We start from the raw sequence: 18,660 nt of genomic DNA, 5'->3' as shown, positions 1-18,660 counted from the left end.
TCAGCGGCCTCGACGGACTCGGCCTCGGTCACGTTGTCGCTGGTCATCGATGCATCTTCCTTGATCAGGAGTTACACCGATCGTTTTACAGTCCCTCTTCCTGAAGGCCGCCGTGTGCTTCGCCCGGCTCGCGCCCGGCCAGGACCAGCATCTGCTGACCGGCCCTCACGACCGCACCCACCTGCTGCGCGTGGCCGAGGCCGCGAGGCTTCGCCCGCCGCAGCCGCCCGCCAGCCAGCGCACCGGCCGTATCCAGTGGGACTGGCGCGAGCGGAAGGAAGCACGACGCTATGACGCGATGCTGACACGGCACCAGATCCCGCCCTCGTCCTGAGCCCGAAGCCAGGTGCACGTCAGTCGATGGAGAAATCGGCGAACTCCACGTCGGTGAAGGCGATCCCGAGGCCGTGAGCACGTCGGCCTCCGTCCCGGAAATAGGCATGCCCCAAAGCACGGGCGAGGATCACCATCTGCTGCTGCTCGCCCCCGCCGGCGTCCCGGGCGGCGAACAGCTCGCGGGCCACTTCTCCCGACAGGTACTGGGTGATCAGCCGTACCCGCGGATCGTCCGACGAGCCTGCCGGAGCGGCGAATCCGAACCGCGCCCTGGTGTGGAAGACGAACCCGTCGGACTCGGCGCGGGCCCGCAGACGGGCGCGCACCAGAGGCTGCCACCGTGCCCTGACGGCCTCATCGATCAACCCCGTATGCACAGCACTGGGACGGCCACGCATTCCCGGCCGGGTGGTGACCCACCTCTGTACCGTGCGCTGGGAGATCCCCAGGAGGACAGCCACGTTCTTCGTGGAGCCCTTCTCCGCCCTGAGCAGGAAACGCACAGCGGCATCCTTCGTAGGCACGGGACGGGTCAGCAACGCCCGCTCGAGCCCTTTGACGATCTCACCCATGCCCGCCCCCGAGCGTTCTGCCACCGCGATGGCTGGTGCACGGCGGCCGTCTGCTCTCCCAGAACTCTCACACCAAGCCGCTATCCCCGGCCAGTTCAGGCATAGCCAAGACACCAACTGCAGCCCTCGGCTAAAGAGCCAGCAGTAACCCAAGCCCGAGAACACCCTTCCCGAAGCAACCGTGAACCCCCAACCGCCATTTACGCCATCCGTACGTGTTTGGTACGCGAAACGTGCGCTTCACGCTAGGGTTGTGGGACAGGAGGTGCTGTATGTCCGAGCTGTTCGACGCGGTCGACGCGCTCATCGCGTCCCGCTCCCCGTTGCCGCCCCCGGCGGAACGCAGGCGGCTGCGTCAGGCGCACGGTCTGACGCTGGATGAGGTGGCCGCCGCACTGCAGGTGCGGCGTGCGACGGTCAGCGGCTGGGAGGCCGGTAAGACCGAGCCGCGGCCGCCGGAGCGCGATGCCTACGCCCGCATGCTGAAGCAGCTCGCCCAGCTCTACCCTGCCAACGCCTTGGTGTCCCCTGAAGACACGGCGGGTCCCGAGACACGTGTCCCTGCTGCTCCTGTGCCATCGGTAGCTGAACCTGCCAAAGCTCCCACCAGACCCACAGCCCCGGCTGCGGAGCCTCCTTCCGAGAACACCCCACCCCGCCCCGCCGCTGTACCGCCTCCGGCGGCCACGACCAGGCCGACGTTGCGCCGGCCGGGCGCGAGGAAGGCCGCCCCGGTTGGCGGTGCCGACCCGCGTTTCGAGAACGGACCGCTGGCTGTGGTTGATGTCGCCGACGGCCAGGTGTTCGCGTACTGCGTCGGTGGCCTGGTCCTGGACGTGCCCGCGAAGTCCCTCCCGGCCCTGGTCGACTGGACGTTGAAGGAGGCCAGGATCGGTCAGCCGAAGCTGTCCGGCCCGGGCAAGGACGCCGACCCGCTGCTCGTGCTGACCGAGTCCGCGCTGGAGCGTTACGGCCTGCCGGTCGCCCTCACCCAGGAAGAGCGGCTCGCCGGGCGGATCCCGGAGGGGCACAAGGTCATCAAACAGCTGGCCCGCGCGGAGTGGAAGCTGACGAAGCGAGGGTTCGGGCCGTGGGCGAGGATCTACCGCCCCGCCACGGGTTCGGAGCGGGCCTGCGTCCAGCTGTGCATCCCGTCCTGGCAGGCGCTCGACACCCGCCACTGGGTCGACGCCGCCCAGCTTCCGCCCGCAGAACTCACCCAGCTGCTCGGTACGTACGCGTCGAGGGTGATGACGCCGCGCGGCTCCACCGCTGTCACCGGCCTGGAGCTGATGACCGCCCTGCATCCGCCGACCCGCGCATCCGAACCCGATGAGACGGGGAAGCGGCACTCCGAGCACAACCCCGGCTCGCTGGGCAAGGATCCGGTGGACTGCGCACCGTGCGAGGCCCCCGACGGGCACCCGCTGCTCGCAGACCTGCCGCGTTTCCACCACCGCACTCCGGCGGAGGTACTGATGGAGGAGGCGTACGACTGGGCCCGCCCGCTCACCGACACCGAATGCCTGCGCCCTCACCTGGTGGGCATCGACGTGAACATGGCCTTCGCCGCTGGCGCGAACGGCCTCATGGTCGGCCTGGGCGCGCCGACGCATGTCAAGAACCCCGTCTTCGACGCGAAACTGCCCGGCTCCTGGCTGGTTGACCTGTCCCATATCGACCTGTCGAGGGTGAAGGTCGCCAAGGACACGTGGGCGGACCTGGACGGCTCGCTGCTGCCCAGTCCGTTCACGCCGAAGGGTGAACGGCCCGAGGGCCCTGCGTGGTACGCCACGCCCACCGTCGCGTACGCGGTCGAACTGGGCAACGAGGTGCGCCCGGTCGAGGCGTGGGTGCGCTACGACAACGGGCGTTACCTGGACGGCTGGTACAACCGCCTGCGCGACGCTTACCTCGCCACGATGGACGATCTCGGGGTGGGCGCGGACCTGTCGCCGGAGGAGTTCCTGAAGGCGATGGACGGCTACCGGCAGCGTGACCCTCAGCTGGCGATCGTGGTGTCCGCGGTCAAGGCGACCGTGAAGGGCGGCATCGGCAAGCTGCGTGAGCGCCCGCGTGGCGAGGGCTGGAAGCCGGGACAGCCGTGGCGTGCCCTTGCCCGGCCGACGTGGCGTCCGGACATCCGCGCCGCCGTCATCTCCCGGACCCGGATCAACATGCACCGCAAGATCGTCAAGCACGCCGCCTTCACCGGGCAGTACCCGGTCGCGGTCCTCTCGGACTGCGCCGTCTACGCCTCCGACGGGCCGTCGCCGCTGGACTTCCTGCCCTACCGGGACGGCAAGCCACTACCCGGCGGTTTCAAGCTCGGCGTGAACCCCGGACTGGTCAAGTGGGAGGGCACCCAGAGCGTGCTGTGGGGCGAGGGCGTTCGCGAGCAGTTCAACGCCCCGGATCTCAATCTCGCCCGCTACATCAAGGACGGCACCGTCACCGATCAGGACACCGGGGAGTAGACCGCGATGAGTATGTTCGGGGACGGCCTGGACGCCGCGGTGCAGAAGGCGTTCACTCGCCCGGCGCCCAAGAGCGCGGGTGCGCAGATGCGGTACCTGGTCAAGCAGCTCAAGGGCACCAAGGCGGTCGCCCAGATGCTGCGGATCTCCTGTGATTGAGGGGTTCGCAGTTGGTGTGGTGGGCGTCGCGTGAGCTGTGGTGTTGATGATTTGTTGAGAAGAGGGAAGGGCGCTTCTGGGTCCCTCGGCGGTGGTCAGGAGGCGTCTGATCTGCGGTTATTGGGAGTCTGTTGATAGAGGTGGTGTGGCGTTGGGGATGGTTTCTTGTACCTAATGGTTCGGTGCGGGTTCGTGCTGGTCAGGGGCTTGCCGTGTGGTTGGGATGGCCGGTGGCTGGCGATCGGGGCCGGGGAGCAGGTCGGTCATCGAGGCCGCGAGGACGGGGCGGCTGTGGAACGATCAGGGTGTAGTCCGGCGTGTCCTTGGGGCGGTCCGGCTCTCCAGTCGTGGCGCTGGCCTGGGCCGGCCGATAGGGGGTGGCGCGGGTGTCGCAGGAGCAGGACCGCGAGGTTCCTCTGGAGCGATTGTCCGGGCAACGCCCAGGCCCGGCCGACCTTGATAGGCGGCAGCGGATTCTGAGCCGCCTGCGCCGGTTCGGCCCCGGGCCCGCGGGCTGGTACGCCGATATCTGCACTCTGCTGGATGAGGACCTGCCGCTGCGTTCGACCGGGATGCTGGTCTCGCACCTGTTCCGGGAACTGGAGAGCGCCCTTCGGGAGGTTCTCCTGCCCGATGCCATCCGGAAGGACCCGCCCCAGAGCCGTCGGCACCTGTTCGAAGTACAGGGTGTGCTGGACTGGCTGGACATCCCAACCGGCAGTCCTGCGGGCAAGGTCTGGCTGGCGGAGGCAACGAAACTGCACAGCTACGCGCACCGGGTCCGTATGGAACAGACGCCGATGGACGAAGCGGTTCGTCTGCGCCTGACCGATCTGGAGGACATGCTCGATGTGGTCCTCGACCGCTTCGAGACCCGCTACGTCACCGTGCTGCAGCGTCTGGAGACCCTGGCTGCTGTCCGCAATCCCAGCAAGACCGATATGAAGCTGCTGATGGGAGCCTTCCCTCAGGACTACCTGACCCAGGAACGGTTCTTCGGGCTGCTGAACACCCCTGAGTGGCTGCCGCACCTGGAAAAGAACGGATTTTTCAGCACGCCGCCAGCACCGGAACCCGATGACGAAGCGGGCACGGTGGCCTTTCCTGCCTGGCCGGCCTCAACGTATCTGGTGCGGATGGCCAGCGCTGCTCCGGCAGTTGTGTCGGCCATCGCCGAGCGGATCCCCTCGACGGACAATCCTCGGGTCAACCTAGATGTGACCGAAGTGGCACTCCTGCTGTCCCCTGCGGAGGCAGCGCGTCTGGTGCCACGAGCGGTGGAAGCGATCCGTGGCCCCTACTTGATCGCCCCGGACCGCTACGCCCAACTTGCAGTCCGCTGCGCCCAGGGCGGCCACACCGAGCAGGCTCTGGCGGTGATGACCGCACTTTTGCAGGCCGCACAGCACGGCGGCCGGATCGACGACTACGACCTCCAGGAAATCCTCCGTACGCATAACGTCGACTTGGCCCGTCACCTAGGGACTGCCTGGTTGGATGTGCTGGCCAGCAGCCTGGCCAGCGCGCTTCTGACCACCGGAATGGACCCTGACCGCGCCGAGGGAGAAGACTTGTCTACCGTGTGGTACCCGGTGCTGGACCCGGGCCACGGGGGGATGCGCTCTGACGACCGTGCCCTGTTCACCGAGGCGGTCCGCGACACGGCAGACCACCTGGCGGCCACAGACATCCGCCGCGTCCTTCCCATCCTGGAGTCCCAGCCGTGGCTGGTCTTCCGCAGGCTCCGCCTGCATATTCTCCAGCGTCACGGTGCCAACGCCCCGGACGCGGTGGAGAGCATCTTGACGGACCCCGACCAGATCCCCGCCGCCCGGTCGCGGCGTGAGTGGGCACTCTTGGCCCGCGCCAGTGCCAGCTCGCTGCGTCCGGCTGCGCTCGAAGGGGTACTGGCCGTCATCGACGCTGGGCCGGACACCGAACGGTTCGTGGAGCGGTTCCGTAGCACTTCCGGTGGCGCCGAGCCGCCGGAGCAGTACGTGGAGCAGTGGGCGGGCGCCTGGCAGCGAGACCGCTATGCCGCACTGGCCGATGTCCTGCCCGAGCAGCAGCTGCGGCGCTACCGAGAGTTGTGCGAGAGCCTCGGTCCGGCACCGTCGTTGGACACGATTCCCCAGCCCCTGGCCTGGTCGGAATCTGAAGAGCAGGGCTCGCCGGAGAACCTGGCCGCGATGACCGCCACCGAACTGATCAGTCACGCCCGGCAGTTCCAGCCCACACCGACCCGGTTCGGCACGAACGCCGAGGCCTTCTGCAGTCAGCTGCAAGCCGCCGTGACCAGCCAGGCCCTCATTTACCAGGAGGACGCTCCGCAGTTCGCCGAGTTGGCTGATGACCACCTCGCCGCCGTTCTCGACGGATTCCGTACGGCTATTCAGGCTGGCCAGCAACTCAGCTGGGCCACCATCCTCCCGCTCGTAAAGTCGGCTACCGGACGTCCTCATACCTCCGACACCGGCACCCTGCACCTGGCCGTTGCCCGGTTTGTGCTGGCGGGACTGGCGCTGCAGAACACTCAGCAGATTCCCACCCTGCTCGGCGACGCACTGTGGGACGTACTCGAGTCGGTCTGGAGCGCCGCCAGGTCACCACAAGACGACCTTGACGGCGACCAGCAGTCTGTTTGGGACGAGAGTTTGGAAACAGCCTTGCGCGCCGCCGTCGCGTGGGCACTGTGGCGCCGCGAACACGGCGCCGCCTTCCAGGTGCTGTTCACCGCCTTGGACACCCTGCTGCTGGACGCGGCTGGCACGCCCGCTGCCGCGGGCGCCAGCCCCGTCGGTCGGACCGCCGGGTCCTTGATCACCCGACTTGATGCTCTCGACCCGGCGTGGACGCGACGCCGAATCGAGGTCCTGTTCAACCTCGACACCGCACTGGGCCGTGCCAGCTGGATGGCTTACCTGAGCAGCATGTCGTCGCTCACCGAGTCCGTCGTGAGCCTCCTCATGGATGTCTACCGCACTGCAGCACGCACACCCGCAGTGGACGGTCAGGATCACCGGGACTTGCACCGGCGACTGGGTGATCACCTCATGGCCATCTATCTGGCAGGTCTGCTCGGACTGGACGACGAGAGCACCATGGTCGACTACCTGTGCTCCTCACCTGTGGCTGGAGTTCAGCTCGCTTCCTCGCTGAGCGAAGTCGTTCACCACCGTGATCTGCCACCCGATACCCGCGACCACATCATGCAGTGGTGGACCTGGCGGCTGACCGCTCGGGATGACAACGCGAATGGACCTGCACCGCAACCCGAAGAGCTGCACACCCTGATCGGCCCGCTGGCCCGCAATGATGCTTTCCCGGTCATCTGGCGCCTGGAACAGCTGCGCGTTGTCCTCGAGACGACCGGAAGCCTCGGCCGTGACCGGCGCATCTACTCTTTCCTGGCCGAAGCAGCCACCGACCACCTCGGACCAGTCCTGGAACTGATGCACCGATGGGTCACCACGCTGGACATGTACGACTACGCCCCACGGATCAGGGAGAGCGACATCCGCGCCGTTCTGCTGGCCGGACTAGCCTCTCCTGAACACCAGGAACTGGCCCGCGACATCGTCAACCGAGCTACCTATCGCGGGCACTACCAATTCGCACCCCTGCTCACGGACACCGATGACCAGCCCGGCCCGTCCTGAACCAACCCACCCAGGAGAGCGGTCGGCAGAGCGGCCCCTGCCGTGCCGAGGGCCTCCGGCATCTAAAGGGCTAACGCGGGTTTGTGCTGGTCAGCGGCTTGGCGTCGGGGCGGGTCTGCCGGTCCAGTACAGGGCGGTGTCGATGTCGCGTGCGGTCCAGCCGTCGGCGTGTGCTGGGCCGTGGTGGAGGAGGTCGTCGAGGAGTTGGAGGTAGCGGCCGTAGCGTCCTGGTGTGGGGGTGAGGGGGAGGCGGAGGGTGTCGAGGGCGTGTTGGACGCGGCGGTCGTAGACGGCCATCCGCTGTGGTGCTGCTGCGGTCAGGACGGCTGAGGCGAGGGCGTCGCCGGTCCGGAAGCCGGGCAGTTCCCAGATGATGCCGCGTCCGGTGCGGGCGGCTTCGCTGCGGGTGAGGTTGGTGTCGCGGACGGCGGTGACGGCTCGCTCGGTGACGGCTCGTACGTGGGTGTCGGGCAGGGACATGAGGTCTGTCACCCAGCGGGTTTGTGCGGAGAGCCGTTTCCAGACGACGAGGGATGCGATGTCCGTCTTGCCGAGGCTGCCGGTGTGCTCGGTGCGCTGCGCGATGTCGTGGAGGACCTCGTCGTAGTGGGGTGAGACGTTGGCGAGGTAGCCGGTGCGGGCGGGGATCAAGGTGTCCCAGGCCTGCCAGCAGAGGGCAGCGAAATCGTCGCCGCCCGGCGTCTCGGTGGTCGTCTTCATGTCCGCATCATGCCGTTCTGGCGGGTTCGGGGGCGGTTTTCTTCTTCGGCGAGGTGGTCGAGCTGGATGGCTTCGAGCGCCTTTTTGGTGATGCGTTCGGTGCCGTCGCAGATGGCGGTGATGGCTGCTTGGCGGATGAGGCGGGCGAGGCTTCCGATGCGGCCGGCGGTGCGCTGGTGGAGGTAGGAGGCGTGGCGGGGGAGTGTGCCGGGTGTGTGCTGGGTGAGGTCGAGGGCGTTCTCCATGTCGGTGATGAGGTCGGTGAAGGGGCGGGTGTTTCCGTGGCGGGCGGGGAGGGGGCCGCAGGTGATGAGGCTGGCGCGGCCGGCGAGTTGGGCGCCACGTATGCCGCTGAACAGGGGTGTGGCGGCGACGTCGATGCCGGTGTAGACGAAGGTCGCTCTGATGCGCTCGGTGAGGTCTTTCAGCAGGTCGGCGGCTTCGGCGCCGGTGGTGGTGCGCGGGTTGAGGCGGTGGATCTCGTCGATGAGGACCAGGCGGACGCCAGCTTGGGTGTAGGTGTGGCAGACGGCGTTGGTGATCTGGGCCTGGGTCATGCGGGTGGTGACGGGGATGCCGAGGTAGCGGGCGAATTCGGTGGCGAGGGTCTTGGCGGTGGCGCCGGGCGGCACCAACAGGTACGCGACCGGTATCTGCTGGTGGGTGCGTCCGGGCGGGGCGGGGTGTTTGCGGGTGTGGGCGAGGTGGCAGGTGCGTCCGACTTCGAGGAGGGCGGTCGTTTTCCCGGCCGTGGCGGGGCCGGTGACGATCAGTGAGGGCCGGGCGGTGGTCTGCTGGTGGTGGCCGAGCAGCATCAGGGTGCGGACCTGGGTGGCGAGGGTGTTGATGGCGGGGGTGCGGACGGTGACGAACGCGGAGTGGTAGGCGAGGCGTTCTTCCGTGCTGCGGAGTGCGTCGCCGGGTTGGGGCGGGGCGAGAGGCGGGGTAGTGGCGAAGTTGTGCCAGCCCTGCCAGGTGGTGATCGGCCACTGCGGATCTGCTGCGTGCGGGCCGGGCAGCGGTACCTCGGTGTCGGTGGTGGCGTGGTCGTTGCGTGCGGGGCTGGTCACCAGTTGAGGGCTTCCTGGGCGGGGTCGTAGAGGCCGAGTCCGGTGTACGGGACGGGCGCGTCGCCGTTGTCGACGGTTTCGTCGTCGCCGTCGGCCTGCTCCGGGTCGTTGGGCACGGTGTCGAGGTCGTCGAGGCTGTCGTCGTCCCAGCTGTCGGCCTGCGGGTCCGGAGTGTGGGGAGGGCGGGTGACGGCCGTGGGCGGGGGTGTTTTCAGTGGTGCGGTGCGGGTGATCAGGCGCTGTTCGCCGGGGGTGGCGGTGCCGGTGTGGGCGCGGCGCATGAGCTGGTCGAGGGCGTCGGCGAGGTCGGCTTCGTGGGTGTCGCGGTCGCCGTGGCGGGCGGTGATGGTTTTGATGTGCTGCCAGGTGGTGCTGTTGAACGGCTGGTGGATGTGGTCGCGGTGGATCCACGGGATCTCTGCCAGGTGTCCGTCGGGCAGGCGGATCCAGACCTGGCGGGCGTCGTGGGGGTTGGTGTGGATCTCCCATTTGCAGCCGCGCGCGGTGACGGGGGAGGGCTGGCCGCGGTAGGGGGCGAGGATGTCCGCGTCGTAGGTGCGGTGGTCGATGCGGATGCCGCGTTCGGTGATGGCCTGCCAGCGCACCGGCAGCAGTTCGAGGTAGTCGCTGCCGCTCAACGGGAGGGGTACGTGGCCGGCGACGGCGATGAGGGCGGCCCACATCTGGTTGGGGGTGAGCGCCTTCTTGGGCAGGGTGGGGTGGCGCAGGCCTTCGTGGGGGCGGTGGTGGTAGTGGATCAGCCATTCGTCCAGCAGGTCCTGCAGCTGGGCGACGCTGAAGCAGGCCTCGGTTTCGGCGTCCGGTCCGCGGCGGGTGACGTCGGAGCCGGTGTAGCCGGGCAGGTGCTGGCACAGCAGGGCGTTGATGGTGCCGAAGGTGCGCTCGACGATGCCTTTGGCGGCGGGGGCGTGGGGCGGGGTGGGCTGGACGCTGATGCCGAGGGTTTCGCAGGCGGCGCTGAACGCCGTGGACAGGTAGACCTTGCCCCGGTCCACGACGATCGTCTCGGGTACTACCACCGGCCGGGCGGCTGCGCCCTGAAGGCGTTCGTCCAGACCCATCAGCCGCTGTAGCTGGGGGAGTTGGGTGTGGGCGAGGCGCAGTGCGTCGGGCCAGGTGGGGCGGGCCGGGTGGGGGACGGCCATCTCGGCGAGCAGCAGGGCGGCGTCGACGGCCTTGGTGCCGGCGGGCCGCAGGACGGCGGCGAGGATGGCGCGGGTGGCGACGTCGACGGCGATCGTGAGTTCGGGCCGGCCGGTGGTGCCGTCGTCGAAGACGGCCAGGACGTCCAGCCGCGTGGTGTCGACCTGAACCTGCTCGCCCGGCCGCAGCGCCACGGTCGGGGTGAACGCCCGCCTGCCGGCCGGGGTGGGGAGGGTGTTGGCGGGGCGGTGGGGGTGTTCGGCGGGACCGGCGAGCTGGTGGACGAGCCGGTAGAAGGTGGCCTGGGAAGGCATGGGCACCATGCCGCGGCCGTGCCGGTCGGTAAGGATCTGCGCGACCAGGGGCGTCAGGCCCTTGACGGTGCCCTTGGAGCGGCCGCGCTGGCGGCGCAGCGCTTCCTCGATGGCGGCGATGACGCGTTCGTCGGTACGCCCGGTAGGGCTGGGACGGCGGGTGGTGCGGTGGTCGACCAGGCCCCACAAGCCCTGTTTGCGGTAGGCCAGGCGCATGCGCTGCACCGTGGTCCGGGAGACAGGTCCGAAGCCGATCGCGGTCAGCTCCGCCGCCTTGGCCTCCTCGCGCTGGGCGAGTGTGAACCGGTCGGGGTCGTATTCGGCCCGGGGCGCCCCGTCGCTGTCCGTCCCGCCGGGCAGGCCGGTCTCCACCTGGCGGATGTGCCGCTGCCAGGCCAGCGCCTTGCGCCGCGCGTCCTCGGGCGCGGTTTCGAACAGACCCCACTGCGTCACGGCCTGGGGCATCTCGGCGCCCACGATGGCGAAGGATGGGTCGGCGAACAGATGCCCGGCCACGACCGTTTTGTTCTCGCCTGTTTCACCGGCGAGGTGGACCTGCTGCCCTGCCACAGCGATGACCTGCCAGACGCTGTCACGGAAGCGGACGTGCGCTCCCACCTGCAGCACCGGTCGGCCGCCACGCCGCACGCTCACCGCCCATCCCCGCTGCCCGGGCCGCCGCGGCCGTTCGCACCGCCGACGCCGGTACTGACGAGGACCCGCTCGTTAAGCGGTACGTCCAGGGGCGTGGTGAGGTGTCCGTGCCACAGGGCGTGGAAGACGGCAGGCAGGACTTCGATCGGGTCGCCCACCGCTTCGGCGCCCTCGATCAGCGGCCGCGGCTGTGCGAACACCTCACGTACGGCGGCCGCGAGACGGGGACGGCCGGCGTTGCGGGGATGGCGGTAGCCGGCCAGCCATTTTAGGTTCGCCGAAAGCGTCTTCTCCAGCGGCTCAAGGCGCCGGTAGCTCCAGCCGGCCTGCGCGCACGCCTCCTCCAGGACCGTCGCGGCCCGCTGTGCCCGCTCGCCGCCGGCCTCCGGGTGGCTGGGGCAGTCGGCCAGCAGGGCGGTGCCGTCGCGGTGGCGGGCGAAGAGCTGCGGCACCCACGAGCGGACCTGGCCGCGCGTGTCCCGCCACAGCAGACGGACCGGCCGCCCGGCCAGGCCGACCACCTCGGGGTCGCGGTCCAGCACCATCAGCTGCGTCCGCATCGCGGCCGACCCGCACGCCACATGCCGGCCGGTCGTGGCCGACCACCACTGGCCGGGCCCCCACCGCCGTCCCGGCACCACCGGGAACGCCGAAACCGGCTCCAGCTCCTCGAAGGTCACCGCGAGAACCGCGTCCGCCCACCGCTGCTGCACCACCTGCCCGATGGGGTCGATGAAGACCGCCTCCCACTCGGATCCGGTGTCCGTCTGCATGTGCTGTGAGCGGCCGCCCGATGCGGCCGCTGCGTCCTTGCTGCCCACGTGCCCCAGTCAAGCCCGTCCTGCCTGCGTGGCGGGCGGCTTCACGGATTTTGATCACGAGTGCGGGGCAATGAGGTATTGCCCTGCGGATGACGGTTCCGTGCACACCTCCCTGCCTCCTGGCACTTGTTCACCGCTCCTTTCCCGGCCGCCCGTTGCGGTGGGCCGCGAGTGCCTCGGCCAGGACATCGGCCGGCAGGCGGATCCAGCGCGCCAGATCCTCCAGTGCCATCCCGGCCGCGAGGGCTGCTGCTGCGGTTTCCCGTACGGCCTGGTCGATCAGCGTGGCGGCATGGCCGAGGTTGCCCAGCAACTGCTGCGCGGCGTCGGCGGTCTTGCCGTACTGGGCACCGCGCAGCTGGGTCAGCTGCTCTTCGGCGTCGTTGACCAGGCTGGTGATCAGCGCCCGCTGCTCGGCCGGCACCGTAGAGCGCCACGTGGTGCCCGAGCCGGGCGCGTTGCGCTCCTTGGACAGGACGCGCAACTGTCCGGCCATGGTGGCGGGCTCGTGCTCCTGGCGCAGCCACCACGGATCGTTGCCGTAGCCGGGCGGACCCCCCGCGCCGCGGCGGATGCGGATGACAGCGCCCATCCACGAGGTCAGCGGGCCGCCGTAGTCGGTGGCGGCAAGCGGCCCCAGCCACCCCCGCCCGACCAGCTCACCGAGCCGGCGGCAGAACGACCCGTCGGCGGGCAGCGGCCGCGGCTGCCCGGCCCCGCTGTCCCTCCACACCAGCTCGGCCATGGCCGGGTCCAGCAGCGCGTCGGCCACGGCCACCACCTCGGGGAAGACGACCGCGTCCCGCCCCACGATCCGCCACCGCTCCAGCTCCGTCCCGGCGTTGCCGCCCGCGACCTGGTGCAGCCGCCGCGGCCAGATGGTTTCCCGCTCCCAGTGCAGGGCCTGTTCCCACCACCGGGCGACCACCGCGTGCGCCAGCGCGAACACCCTCTCCGGATCTGCTCCGGCCCGTGCTGCGCGCCGCGCCACGCCCGTCCACCGCCGCTGCGCCGCGGCCACTTCCGGCACACCCCGCACGTCCAGGTGCTCCAGGGGCTGGTCGGCGTCCGCGTCCAGGAGCCACCGCCGGTGCCGGGCGCACACCCGCTCCCATCGCGGCGCGTACCGCACCACCCGCACGGCCGTCCCCGTGCGCCGAGCCGCGCACAGGCGGCAGCCGAAGGCGACCGGCCCGGCGACCGCGCCTCCGGTCCGCCACGCCGCCGCCGGCACTCCGTTGTTTCCGGCCGACAGCTTGGCGTCCTCCTGTCCCCAGGACGGCAACGCCCGCGCCAGGACGTCTTCTTCGACGCCGCACAGGCCTGCCAGGAGCTGCCGTCCGGCCGCATTCAGCAGCACCTCGGCGTCGGCCCGCGCGCCTCCTCCGTCGTGCCCTGGCGGGTAGTTGCGCCACTGCCAGCACGACCGCAACACTTTCGCTTCCATCCCGTAGCGGCCTGCGATGCGGCAGATCAGCGACGAGGTCGTCTCCCCATGCAGGGGAGCTGTCCGCAGAAGGCCGGGATGATGGGGCACTCCACCACGGTCTCGTGTTCGGCGATCCGGGTGGGCGTTTCTGGGGAGCCTTGATCAGTTTCCGTCACCCGAACGGGTGAGCGGTGTATCGCTAACCGTAATCATGCGACAGAATGCCTGTCCGATCTTCAGCCTGCCTGGTGGCGCCGACTTCTAACATGGCCTCAGGTACGGGGGAGCGAGTCTTGGGGAGGGGACGCGCGGGTGAAGGTTCTCAGGCCGACGCAGCCGACGAGCGAGCAGCTCACGGTGATCAACAATCACAAACCGGGGGTGTTCGTCGTACGGGGCGCCGCCGGCAGCGGCAAGACGACCACCGCCCTGTACCGGCTGAAGTTCACCGTCCGGTACTGGCAGCGCCGCCGCCGTGACGGCTTCATCGACGGCCCCGTCCGCGTCCTGGTCCTCACCTACAACAAGACTCTGCGCGGCTACATCGAGGAACTGACCAAGGAACAGATCAAGGGCAACGACGTCGAGCTGACGATCTCCACCTTCGCCAAGTGGGCCACCGACCGCGTGCCCTACGAGCGGATCCTTCAAGAGCACGAGCACAACGGAAAGCTGGACGCCCTGGCCGCGGCCCTGCCCCTGTCCGAGGACTTTGTACGCTCTGAAGTGGATTATGTCCTGGGCCGCTTCACGCCGGACCGCCTGACCGAGTACATCGAGTGCGAGCGGCAGGGCCGTGGCCGTTCCCCGCGCATGCCGGCCTCGCTGCGCCGTCGGCTGCTGGACGAGGTGATCGTTCCTTTCCAGGAGTGGAAGAAGGAACAGCAGGCCTGGGACTGGGCTGACCTGGCCAACGCCATGGCGGCCAAGCGCGCCGACGACCCGTACCACGTCGTCGTTGTGGACGAGGCCCAGGATTTCTCCGCCAACCAGGTCCGGGCGGTCCTCAACCACGTCACCGACGAGCACACCCTCACCTTCGTCCTCGACGCGGCCCAGCGCATCTACCCCCAGCGCTTCACCTGGGCTGAAGTCGGCTTGAGCGTGGGGCCGCACAACAGCAAGCTGCTGTCGAAGAACTTCCGCAACACCCGGCAGATCGCTGCCTTCGCCGCCCCCCTGCTGCGCGACGTAGAGACCACGGACGATGCCGCGATCCCGGACCTCTCTTCCTGCGGGGAGGATGGCGACAAGCCCTTGCTGGTCCAGGGGACCTTCACCCAGCAGATGGACCACGTGGTGCAGTTCCTCAACGATCTCGGCCCGGAGAACGACGAGTCCGTCGCCATCCTCCATGCCAAGGGCGGCGGCTGGTTCAGCGAGGTCAAGGCACGCCTTAATACAGCCGGGCTGGCCTGGGTCCCGCTCACGCGTACCGGGGAATGGCCCACCGGCCCGGTGAACGTGGCGCTGTCGACCATGCACTCCGCAAAGGGCCTGGAGTTCGACCACGTGATCATCGGCGGCCTCAGCAGCGAGGTCATGCCGCACGCCACTGAACCCGGTGACAGCGAGCGAGACGCGCACCTGCGCCTGCTGGCCATGTCCGCTGGACGGGCCCGCAAGACCTTGACCATCACTTACAAGCCTTCCGAGGCCAGCGACCTCATCGCCTGCATGGACCCGGACACCTATGACGTGAAGGCCGTATGACCACCACAGAGCCGAGTCCGCCCACGTCGGACGGCGACATATACGCCGAGGGAATCAGCACGCTCATCCAGGAACGAAAGATCACCGAAGTGGTGCACTTCACCACCAACCGTGGTCTGCTCGGCATCCTCGTGCAGCGGCTGTGCAAAGCTCGGGCGCTCCTTGCCAAAGACGAGTACCTCGAGAGCATCTACCACGAGAACACCAAGTGGCGTCGCGAGGACCCCAAGTACTGGTCGTACGTGAACCTCAGCATCAGCGAGCCCAACCACCGCTTCCTTCGCATCAGCAGCGAAGACTGGTGGGCGAACGAAGACCTGTTCTGGGCTGTCCTCAGCTTCGATCCAGTGATCATGACGCACCCCGGCGTCCTCTTCGCCCCAGGCAACATGGGATACGAAGGCATCACCCCCGTCGAGGGACTGCCCGGAGCCGAAGCCCTCTTCGCTGACCGCGTCCCCAAAGGCTTCAAGAAGACGATGCCACGCTGGGACCGAGCGCCCCACCTCCCAACCAATCCCCAGGCCGAAGTGCTCTACCCGCAGGCCGTCTCAACCCGACACCTGCAGCGCATCTTCGTCCTCACCGACGAAGACGCAGCGAAGGCCGAGGCCATTGTCAGTGTCAGCGGACATGATGAGGTCGACATCATCGTCGACCCGGTCACGTTCGGCAGGTAAGGACTACGGTGAGCGCCATGCAATGGGAGGCAGTACGCGCCTCAGCCCAGTGGGCGGCGTACGGAGATGCACTCGGCTTCATCACCGAACTGACCGACACCGCCGGCGTGCGACGACGCGTCGGACAGGATGAAGTCACCACGACCGTGCCCTGGAAGAGGCGCGTGGGAGGCCGCTACGGACGCGACATGCCTCTCCCCGCAGGCGCCTACTCCGATGACACCCAACTGCGCCTTGCAACTTCACGCGCCATTCGCGGAGACGGGGAATTCGACGCCGAGGCCTTCGCGAAGATCGAAGTCGTTGCCTGGCAGGCCTACGCCCTCGGCGCCGGCCGCGGGACCAAAGCGGCAGCCACCGGTTTGATGCGGGTCGAAGCCAAGTGGTCCCAGAACGTTTTCGCCACCAAAGCCGCCCGCTACGTCGACATCGGCGGCAACGGCGCCGCCATGCGTATCCAGCCCCACGTCTGGTCCGCACGAGACCTCACCAACTGGGACCACATCACCCGCGACGTCGTACGCAACGCCGTCAGCACCCACGGACATCCCCGGGGCATCCTCGGCGCCGTCCTGCACGCCATCCTGCTGGCCCACGCCCTGGACACCAACGAACTCCCCGGCCCCAAGCAGTGGCGCCCCGCAGTCGATTGGCTGGAGCAGGTACCGGACGTCATCGCAAAAGACGACGAACTGGCATACCTGTGGCTACACACATGGAGTGATGCCGCTGGCATCGATTTCCGCTCGGCCGCCGTCACCGTCGCCAACGAATGCCGCGCAGCACTCGAGGCCTTCGACCCCACAACGCCCCTCACAACAGAGACCTACGCTGCCCTGGTGCAGCGGTGGGGCGGCTTCGACGACGCAACACGTGGATCAGGCACAGTCACCACTCTGCTTGCCGCGGTTCTGGCACATGCCTATGCCGACTCCCCAGAAGCTGGCCTGCTCCTTGCCGCCAACACCCTCGGCTCGGACACCGACACGATCGCCACCATGGCTGGCGCTCTTCTAGGCGTCGTCACGGCAGGCCCCCCGCCTGGCACCGTGCAAGATGTCCAGCTAATCGACTCCGAGGCACGGCGCATGTGGGACATTTCTCAAGGGCGTGAGGCCTCCACATTCGCTTACCCGGATCTTCTGCGCTGGAGCCCTCCCAAGGCCACGCTCGACCTCGTAGGCCACACGCCAATGGGGCCAGCACTGGCCGGTCTAGGGCCCCTTACGCCTACGGACACACCAGCAGCGAGTAACCAGGCCACGTACGTGTGGGGCACTTTGCCGTTCGGCCAGAGCGTCCTTGTCCGAGCCAGGCTGGATCTCAGGCCACTGGATGAGAACCTGCTCCCGGGGGACGTGCGACCACCGCGGAGTCGGCGGGCTGCAGACGTCCCGAAAGAGCAGCAACTCCTCTTCGAAGCCCCGGTGCAGGCTGCCGTATCCGCCGATCAAAGGCCCGGCCTTGCTGGGACTGCACCTGGTGCGGTGAGCGAGCGTGCCCACCGGCAGGCACCACCGTCCATTGAGGAGATCGTTCAAGAGCTGGCGAGAAACGGGTTCACTCCCGAGCAGGTAGGCCGGGCGTTGCTTCACCAGATCCGAGGTGGTCGGTACGGCGTCGAGCGGGCCGCTGCCTTCGCTGGGCTACTGGCCCGCGCCTATCACAGCGAGCAGGAGCGCCCTCGCTGAAACGAGAGCTGCCTGCCCACGCTGATGCCGATGTCGGCCAGGAGTTGCTGCTGGCCAGGATGTAGGAGCGGCCATGCCTGGCGCTGGGCGGTGATCCATCGTGCGGCGCGTGGGGTGTCGGGGAGGGTGCGGGCGTAGTGGTAGCAGTACTGCCACCGCATCGGCCAAGGCGGGTTCCACCACGGGTCCAGGCTGGCCAGGACCCGGGCTTGAGGTGACATTCCACTCTTCTTGCGGGCGCGTTGGCGGTGTTCGGCCAGCCACCGCCCGATTGGGAACCCCTCGTGTTCCTCGCCAGCGTGTGGGGCGAGGTGCCCGTGCTGGGCTGCGTAGGAGCGGGCATGCGCGACGTCGGTGTCGAAGCGCGGTGTGGTGGTCAGCCGGTGGGAGTCACGGGGGCCGACTCGCGCCCGGGCGGCTTCGGGGGTGATGCCGATAGCGGCGAGGAGGTGCTGCTGGTCGGGGTGGAGGCTGGTGTAGAGGGTGCACTGTCGCTTGACCCAGATACCCAGGGCGTCTTTCCCGACGGGGAGACCGCCCACCGTGTCGGCTCCACGGCCGGCACGCATGCAGTCGCGGGCGCGGTAGTAGTTGCGCTGCCAGTGCAGGTCCCACGGCGGGTTCCACCATGGATCGATCGCGGCCAGTTGTCCGAGGTGCGGTGAGGCGGGCTCGCCTTGCCGGGCGCGCTGCTTGGCGCGGTTGCGCTGGCTGAACAGCCACATCCCGAGCGCGAAGCCGCTCTGCCGTGTATCGCGTGGAACGGCCAGGTGCCCGTGGACGTCGGCCCAGGCCCGGGCGTGCACCAGCGCGCTGTCGAACCGGACGCGTTGGTCGGGACGCTGTCCGACCCGCGGAACTCCCAGCGGCCTGTGCCGCGCGACCGCAGGAAGGCCTCCCACTGCTTCCGTACCTTCCGCATCACCTTGTGGGCCACCCGGGGCCCGCACGGGTGCAGCAGACGCACAGGCCGTGGCAGCCTGTGCTCCGGCGGTGGCCGTCTCCGGCTTCAGACCGAGCTTGTCGAGGAGATCGTGCTGGCCCGGCAGGAGCAGGTGGTAGCGGCGCTGCTGGATGCGCAGCCACTCCTGCGCCGGCTTGTCCATGACTCTGCTGCGCAATTCGTTCAGGCGGAGAGTCGGTAGCTGAGCCGTTCGAGTCTGCTGCTGCGGCGGGTCCGGTCGAGGGGGCCTGTGGTCCA

The 18,660-nt window shown here is 68.7% G+C and carries 13 protein-coding genes and 1 pseudogene; 7 read left to right on the top strand and 7 right to left on the bottom strand.

The genetic code is table 11. The annotated features are described in order from the left end of the window. The first annotated feature begins 112 nt into the window (after nucleotides 1–112). Nucleotides 113–334, top strand: coding sequence for a hypothetical protein (locus AB0J04_RS41425; RefSeq protein WP_363173862.1), 222 nt, complete (start codon nucleotides 113–115; stop codon nucleotides 332–334). A gap of 19 nt (nucleotides 335–353) precedes the next feature. On the opposite strand, the gene AB0J04_RS41420 is transcribed toward AB0J04_RS41425, so the two are convergent. Then, a complete protein-coding gene (locus AB0J04_RS41420; protein ID WP_363173861.1) occupies nucleotides 354–662 on the bottom strand; it encodes a hypothetical protein in 309 nt (102 codons plus the stop codon). Nucleotides 663–1,180: 518 nt separating this feature from the next. On the opposite strand from AB0J04_RS41420, the gene AB0J04_RS41415 reads away from it, so the two are divergent. The 3 genes and pseudogenes from AB0J04_RS41415 to AB0J04_RS41405 all read left to right on the top strand — a co-directional run bounded on the left by AB0J04_RS41415 (nucleotide 1,181) and on the right by AB0J04_RS41405 (nucleotide 7,203). Continuing rightward, nucleotides 1,181–3,385 carry a helix-turn-helix transcriptional regulator gene (locus AB0J04_RS41415; protein ID WP_363173860.1) on the top strand — a complete coding sequence of 735 codons (2,205 nt, stop codon included), beginning with the start codon at nucleotides 1,181–1,183 and terminating at the stop codon, nucleotides 3,383–3,385. Nucleotides 3,386–3,391: 6 nt separating this feature from the next. Continuing rightward, nucleotides 3,392–3,535 (top strand): annotated as a pseudogene (locus AB0J04_RS41410) (XRE family transcriptional regulator); the annotation flags it as partial. Nucleotides 3,536–3,930: 395 nt separating this feature from the next. Further along, nucleotides 3,931–7,203: a hypothetical protein gene (locus AB0J04_RS41405; protein WP_363173859.1), complete on the top strand. Its 3,273-nt coding sequence runs from the start codon at nucleotides 3,931–3,933 to the stop codon at nucleotides 7,201–7,203. A gap of 90 nt (nucleotides 7,204–7,293) precedes the next feature. Here AB0J04_RS41405 and AB0J04_RS41400 read toward each other — a convergent pair whose 3' ends face one another. The 5 genes from AB0J04_RS41400 to AB0J04_RS41380 form a co-directional block, all read right to left on the bottom strand. Then, a complete protein-coding gene (locus tag AB0J04_RS41400) occupies nucleotides 7,294–7,923 on the bottom strand; it encodes a hypothetical protein (protein WP_363173858.1) in 630 nt (209 codons plus the stop codon). Next, on the bottom strand, nucleotides 7,920–8,906 hold the full coding sequence (locus tag AB0J04_RS41395) for a TniB family NTP-binding protein (protein ID WP_363173865.1): 987 nt from the start codon (nucleotides 8,904–8,906) through the stop codon (nucleotides 7,920–7,922). Before AB0J04_RS41395 ends, AB0J04_RS41400 begins: the two co-directional genes overlap by 4 nt. Before the next feature lie 83 nt (nucleotides 8,907–8,989). Continuing rightward, nucleotides 8,990–11,125: a Mu transposase C-terminal domain-containing protein gene (locus tag AB0J04_RS41390; protein ID WP_363173857.1), complete on the bottom strand. Its 2,136-nt coding sequence runs from the start codon at nucleotides 11,123–11,125 to the stop codon at nucleotides 8,990–8,992. After that, nucleotides 11,122–11,898 carry a TnsA-like heteromeric transposase endonuclease subunit gene (locus tag AB0J04_RS41385; RefSeq protein WP_363173864.1) on the bottom strand — a complete coding sequence of 259 codons (777 nt, stop codon included), beginning with the start codon at nucleotides 11,896–11,898 and terminating at the stop codon, nucleotides 11,122–11,124. The genes AB0J04_RS41390 and AB0J04_RS41385 overlap by 4 nt, the downstream gene beginning before the upstream one ends. A 178-nt stretch (nucleotides 11,899–12,076) precedes the next feature. Continuing rightward, complete coding sequence (locus AB0J04_RS41380) at nucleotides 12,077–13,483, bottom strand: DNA-binding protein (protein ID WP_363173856.1); 1,407 nt, start codon at nucleotides 13,481–13,483, stop codon at nucleotides 12,077–12,079. A 204-nt stretch (nucleotides 13,484–13,687) separates the two neighbouring features. Between AB0J04_RS41380 and AB0J04_RS41375 the strand changes: the two genes are divergently transcribed. The 3 genes from AB0J04_RS41375 to AB0J04_RS41365 are packed head-to-tail and all read left to right on the top strand — an operon-like array spanning nucleotide 13,688 to nucleotide 17,459. Beyond that, on the top strand, nucleotides 13,688–15,088 hold the full coding sequence (locus AB0J04_RS41375) for a 3'-5' exonuclease (protein WP_363173855.1): 1,401 nt from the start codon (nucleotides 13,688–13,690) through the stop codon (nucleotides 15,086–15,088). Further along, nucleotides 15,085–15,768 (top strand): DarT ssDNA thymidine ADP-ribosyltransferase family protein, encoded by a 684-nt coding sequence (locus AB0J04_RS41370; protein WP_363173854.1) that lies wholly within the window; start codon nucleotides 15,085–15,087, stop codon nucleotides 15,766–15,768. Before AB0J04_RS41375 ends, AB0J04_RS41370 begins: the two co-directional genes overlap by 4 nt. Before the next feature lie 17 nt (nucleotides 15,769–15,785). Next, nucleotides 15,786–17,459 (top strand): ADP-ribosylglycohydrolase family protein, encoded by a 1,674-nt coding sequence (locus AB0J04_RS41365; protein ID WP_363173863.1) that lies wholly within the window; start codon nucleotides 15,786–15,788, stop codon nucleotides 17,457–17,459. Here the strand turns inward: AB0J04_RS41365 and AB0J04_RS41360 are convergent. Then, nucleotides 17,432–18,565 (bottom strand): helicase associated domain-containing protein, encoded by a 1,134-nt coding sequence (locus tag AB0J04_RS41360; RefSeq protein WP_363173852.1) that lies wholly within the window; start codon nucleotides 18,563–18,565, stop codon nucleotides 17,432–17,434. The two genes, AB0J04_RS41365 and AB0J04_RS41360, sit on opposite strands and share 28 nt — an antisense overlap. Nucleotides 18,566–18,660: the final 95 nt, after the last annotated feature.

Source organism: Streptomyces sp. NPDC050263, assembly GCF_040655955.1.
In the GTDB taxonomy this organism is placed as follows: domain Bacteria; phylum Actinomycetota; class Actinomycetes; order Streptomycetales; family Streptomycetaceae; genus Streptomyces.
The sequence above is the reverse complement of the archived record's forward strand: the minus strand, read 5'-3'. Positions and strand labels throughout refer to the sequence as shown.

Excerpts from the sequence above, each read along its gene's own strand:
- AB0J04_RS41415 (WP_363173860.1), top strand. The coding sequence starts at position 1,181 with ATGTCCGAGCTGTTCGACGCGGTCGACGCGCTCATCGCGTCCCGCTCC.
- AB0J04_RS41400 (WP_363173858.1), bottom strand. The coding sequence starts at position 7,923 with ATGAAGACGACCACCGAGACGCCGGGCGGCGACGATTTCGCTGCCCTC.
- AB0J04_RS41385 (WP_363173864.1), bottom strand. The coding sequence starts at position 11,898 with ATGCAGACGGACACCGGATCCGAGTGGGAGGCGGTCTTCATCGACCCC.
- AB0J04_RS41370 (WP_363173854.1), top strand. The coding sequence starts at position 15,085 with ATGACCACCACAGAGCCGAGTCCGCCCACGTCGGACGGCGACATATAC.
- AB0J04_RS41365 (WP_363173863.1), top strand. The coding sequence starts at position 15,786 with ATGCAATGGGAGGCAGTACGCGCCTCAGCCCAGTGGGCGGCGTACGGA.
- AB0J04_RS41360 (WP_363173852.1), bottom strand. The coding sequence starts at position 18,565 with ATGGACAAGCCGGCGCAGGAGTGGCTGCGCATCCAGCAGCGCCGCTAC.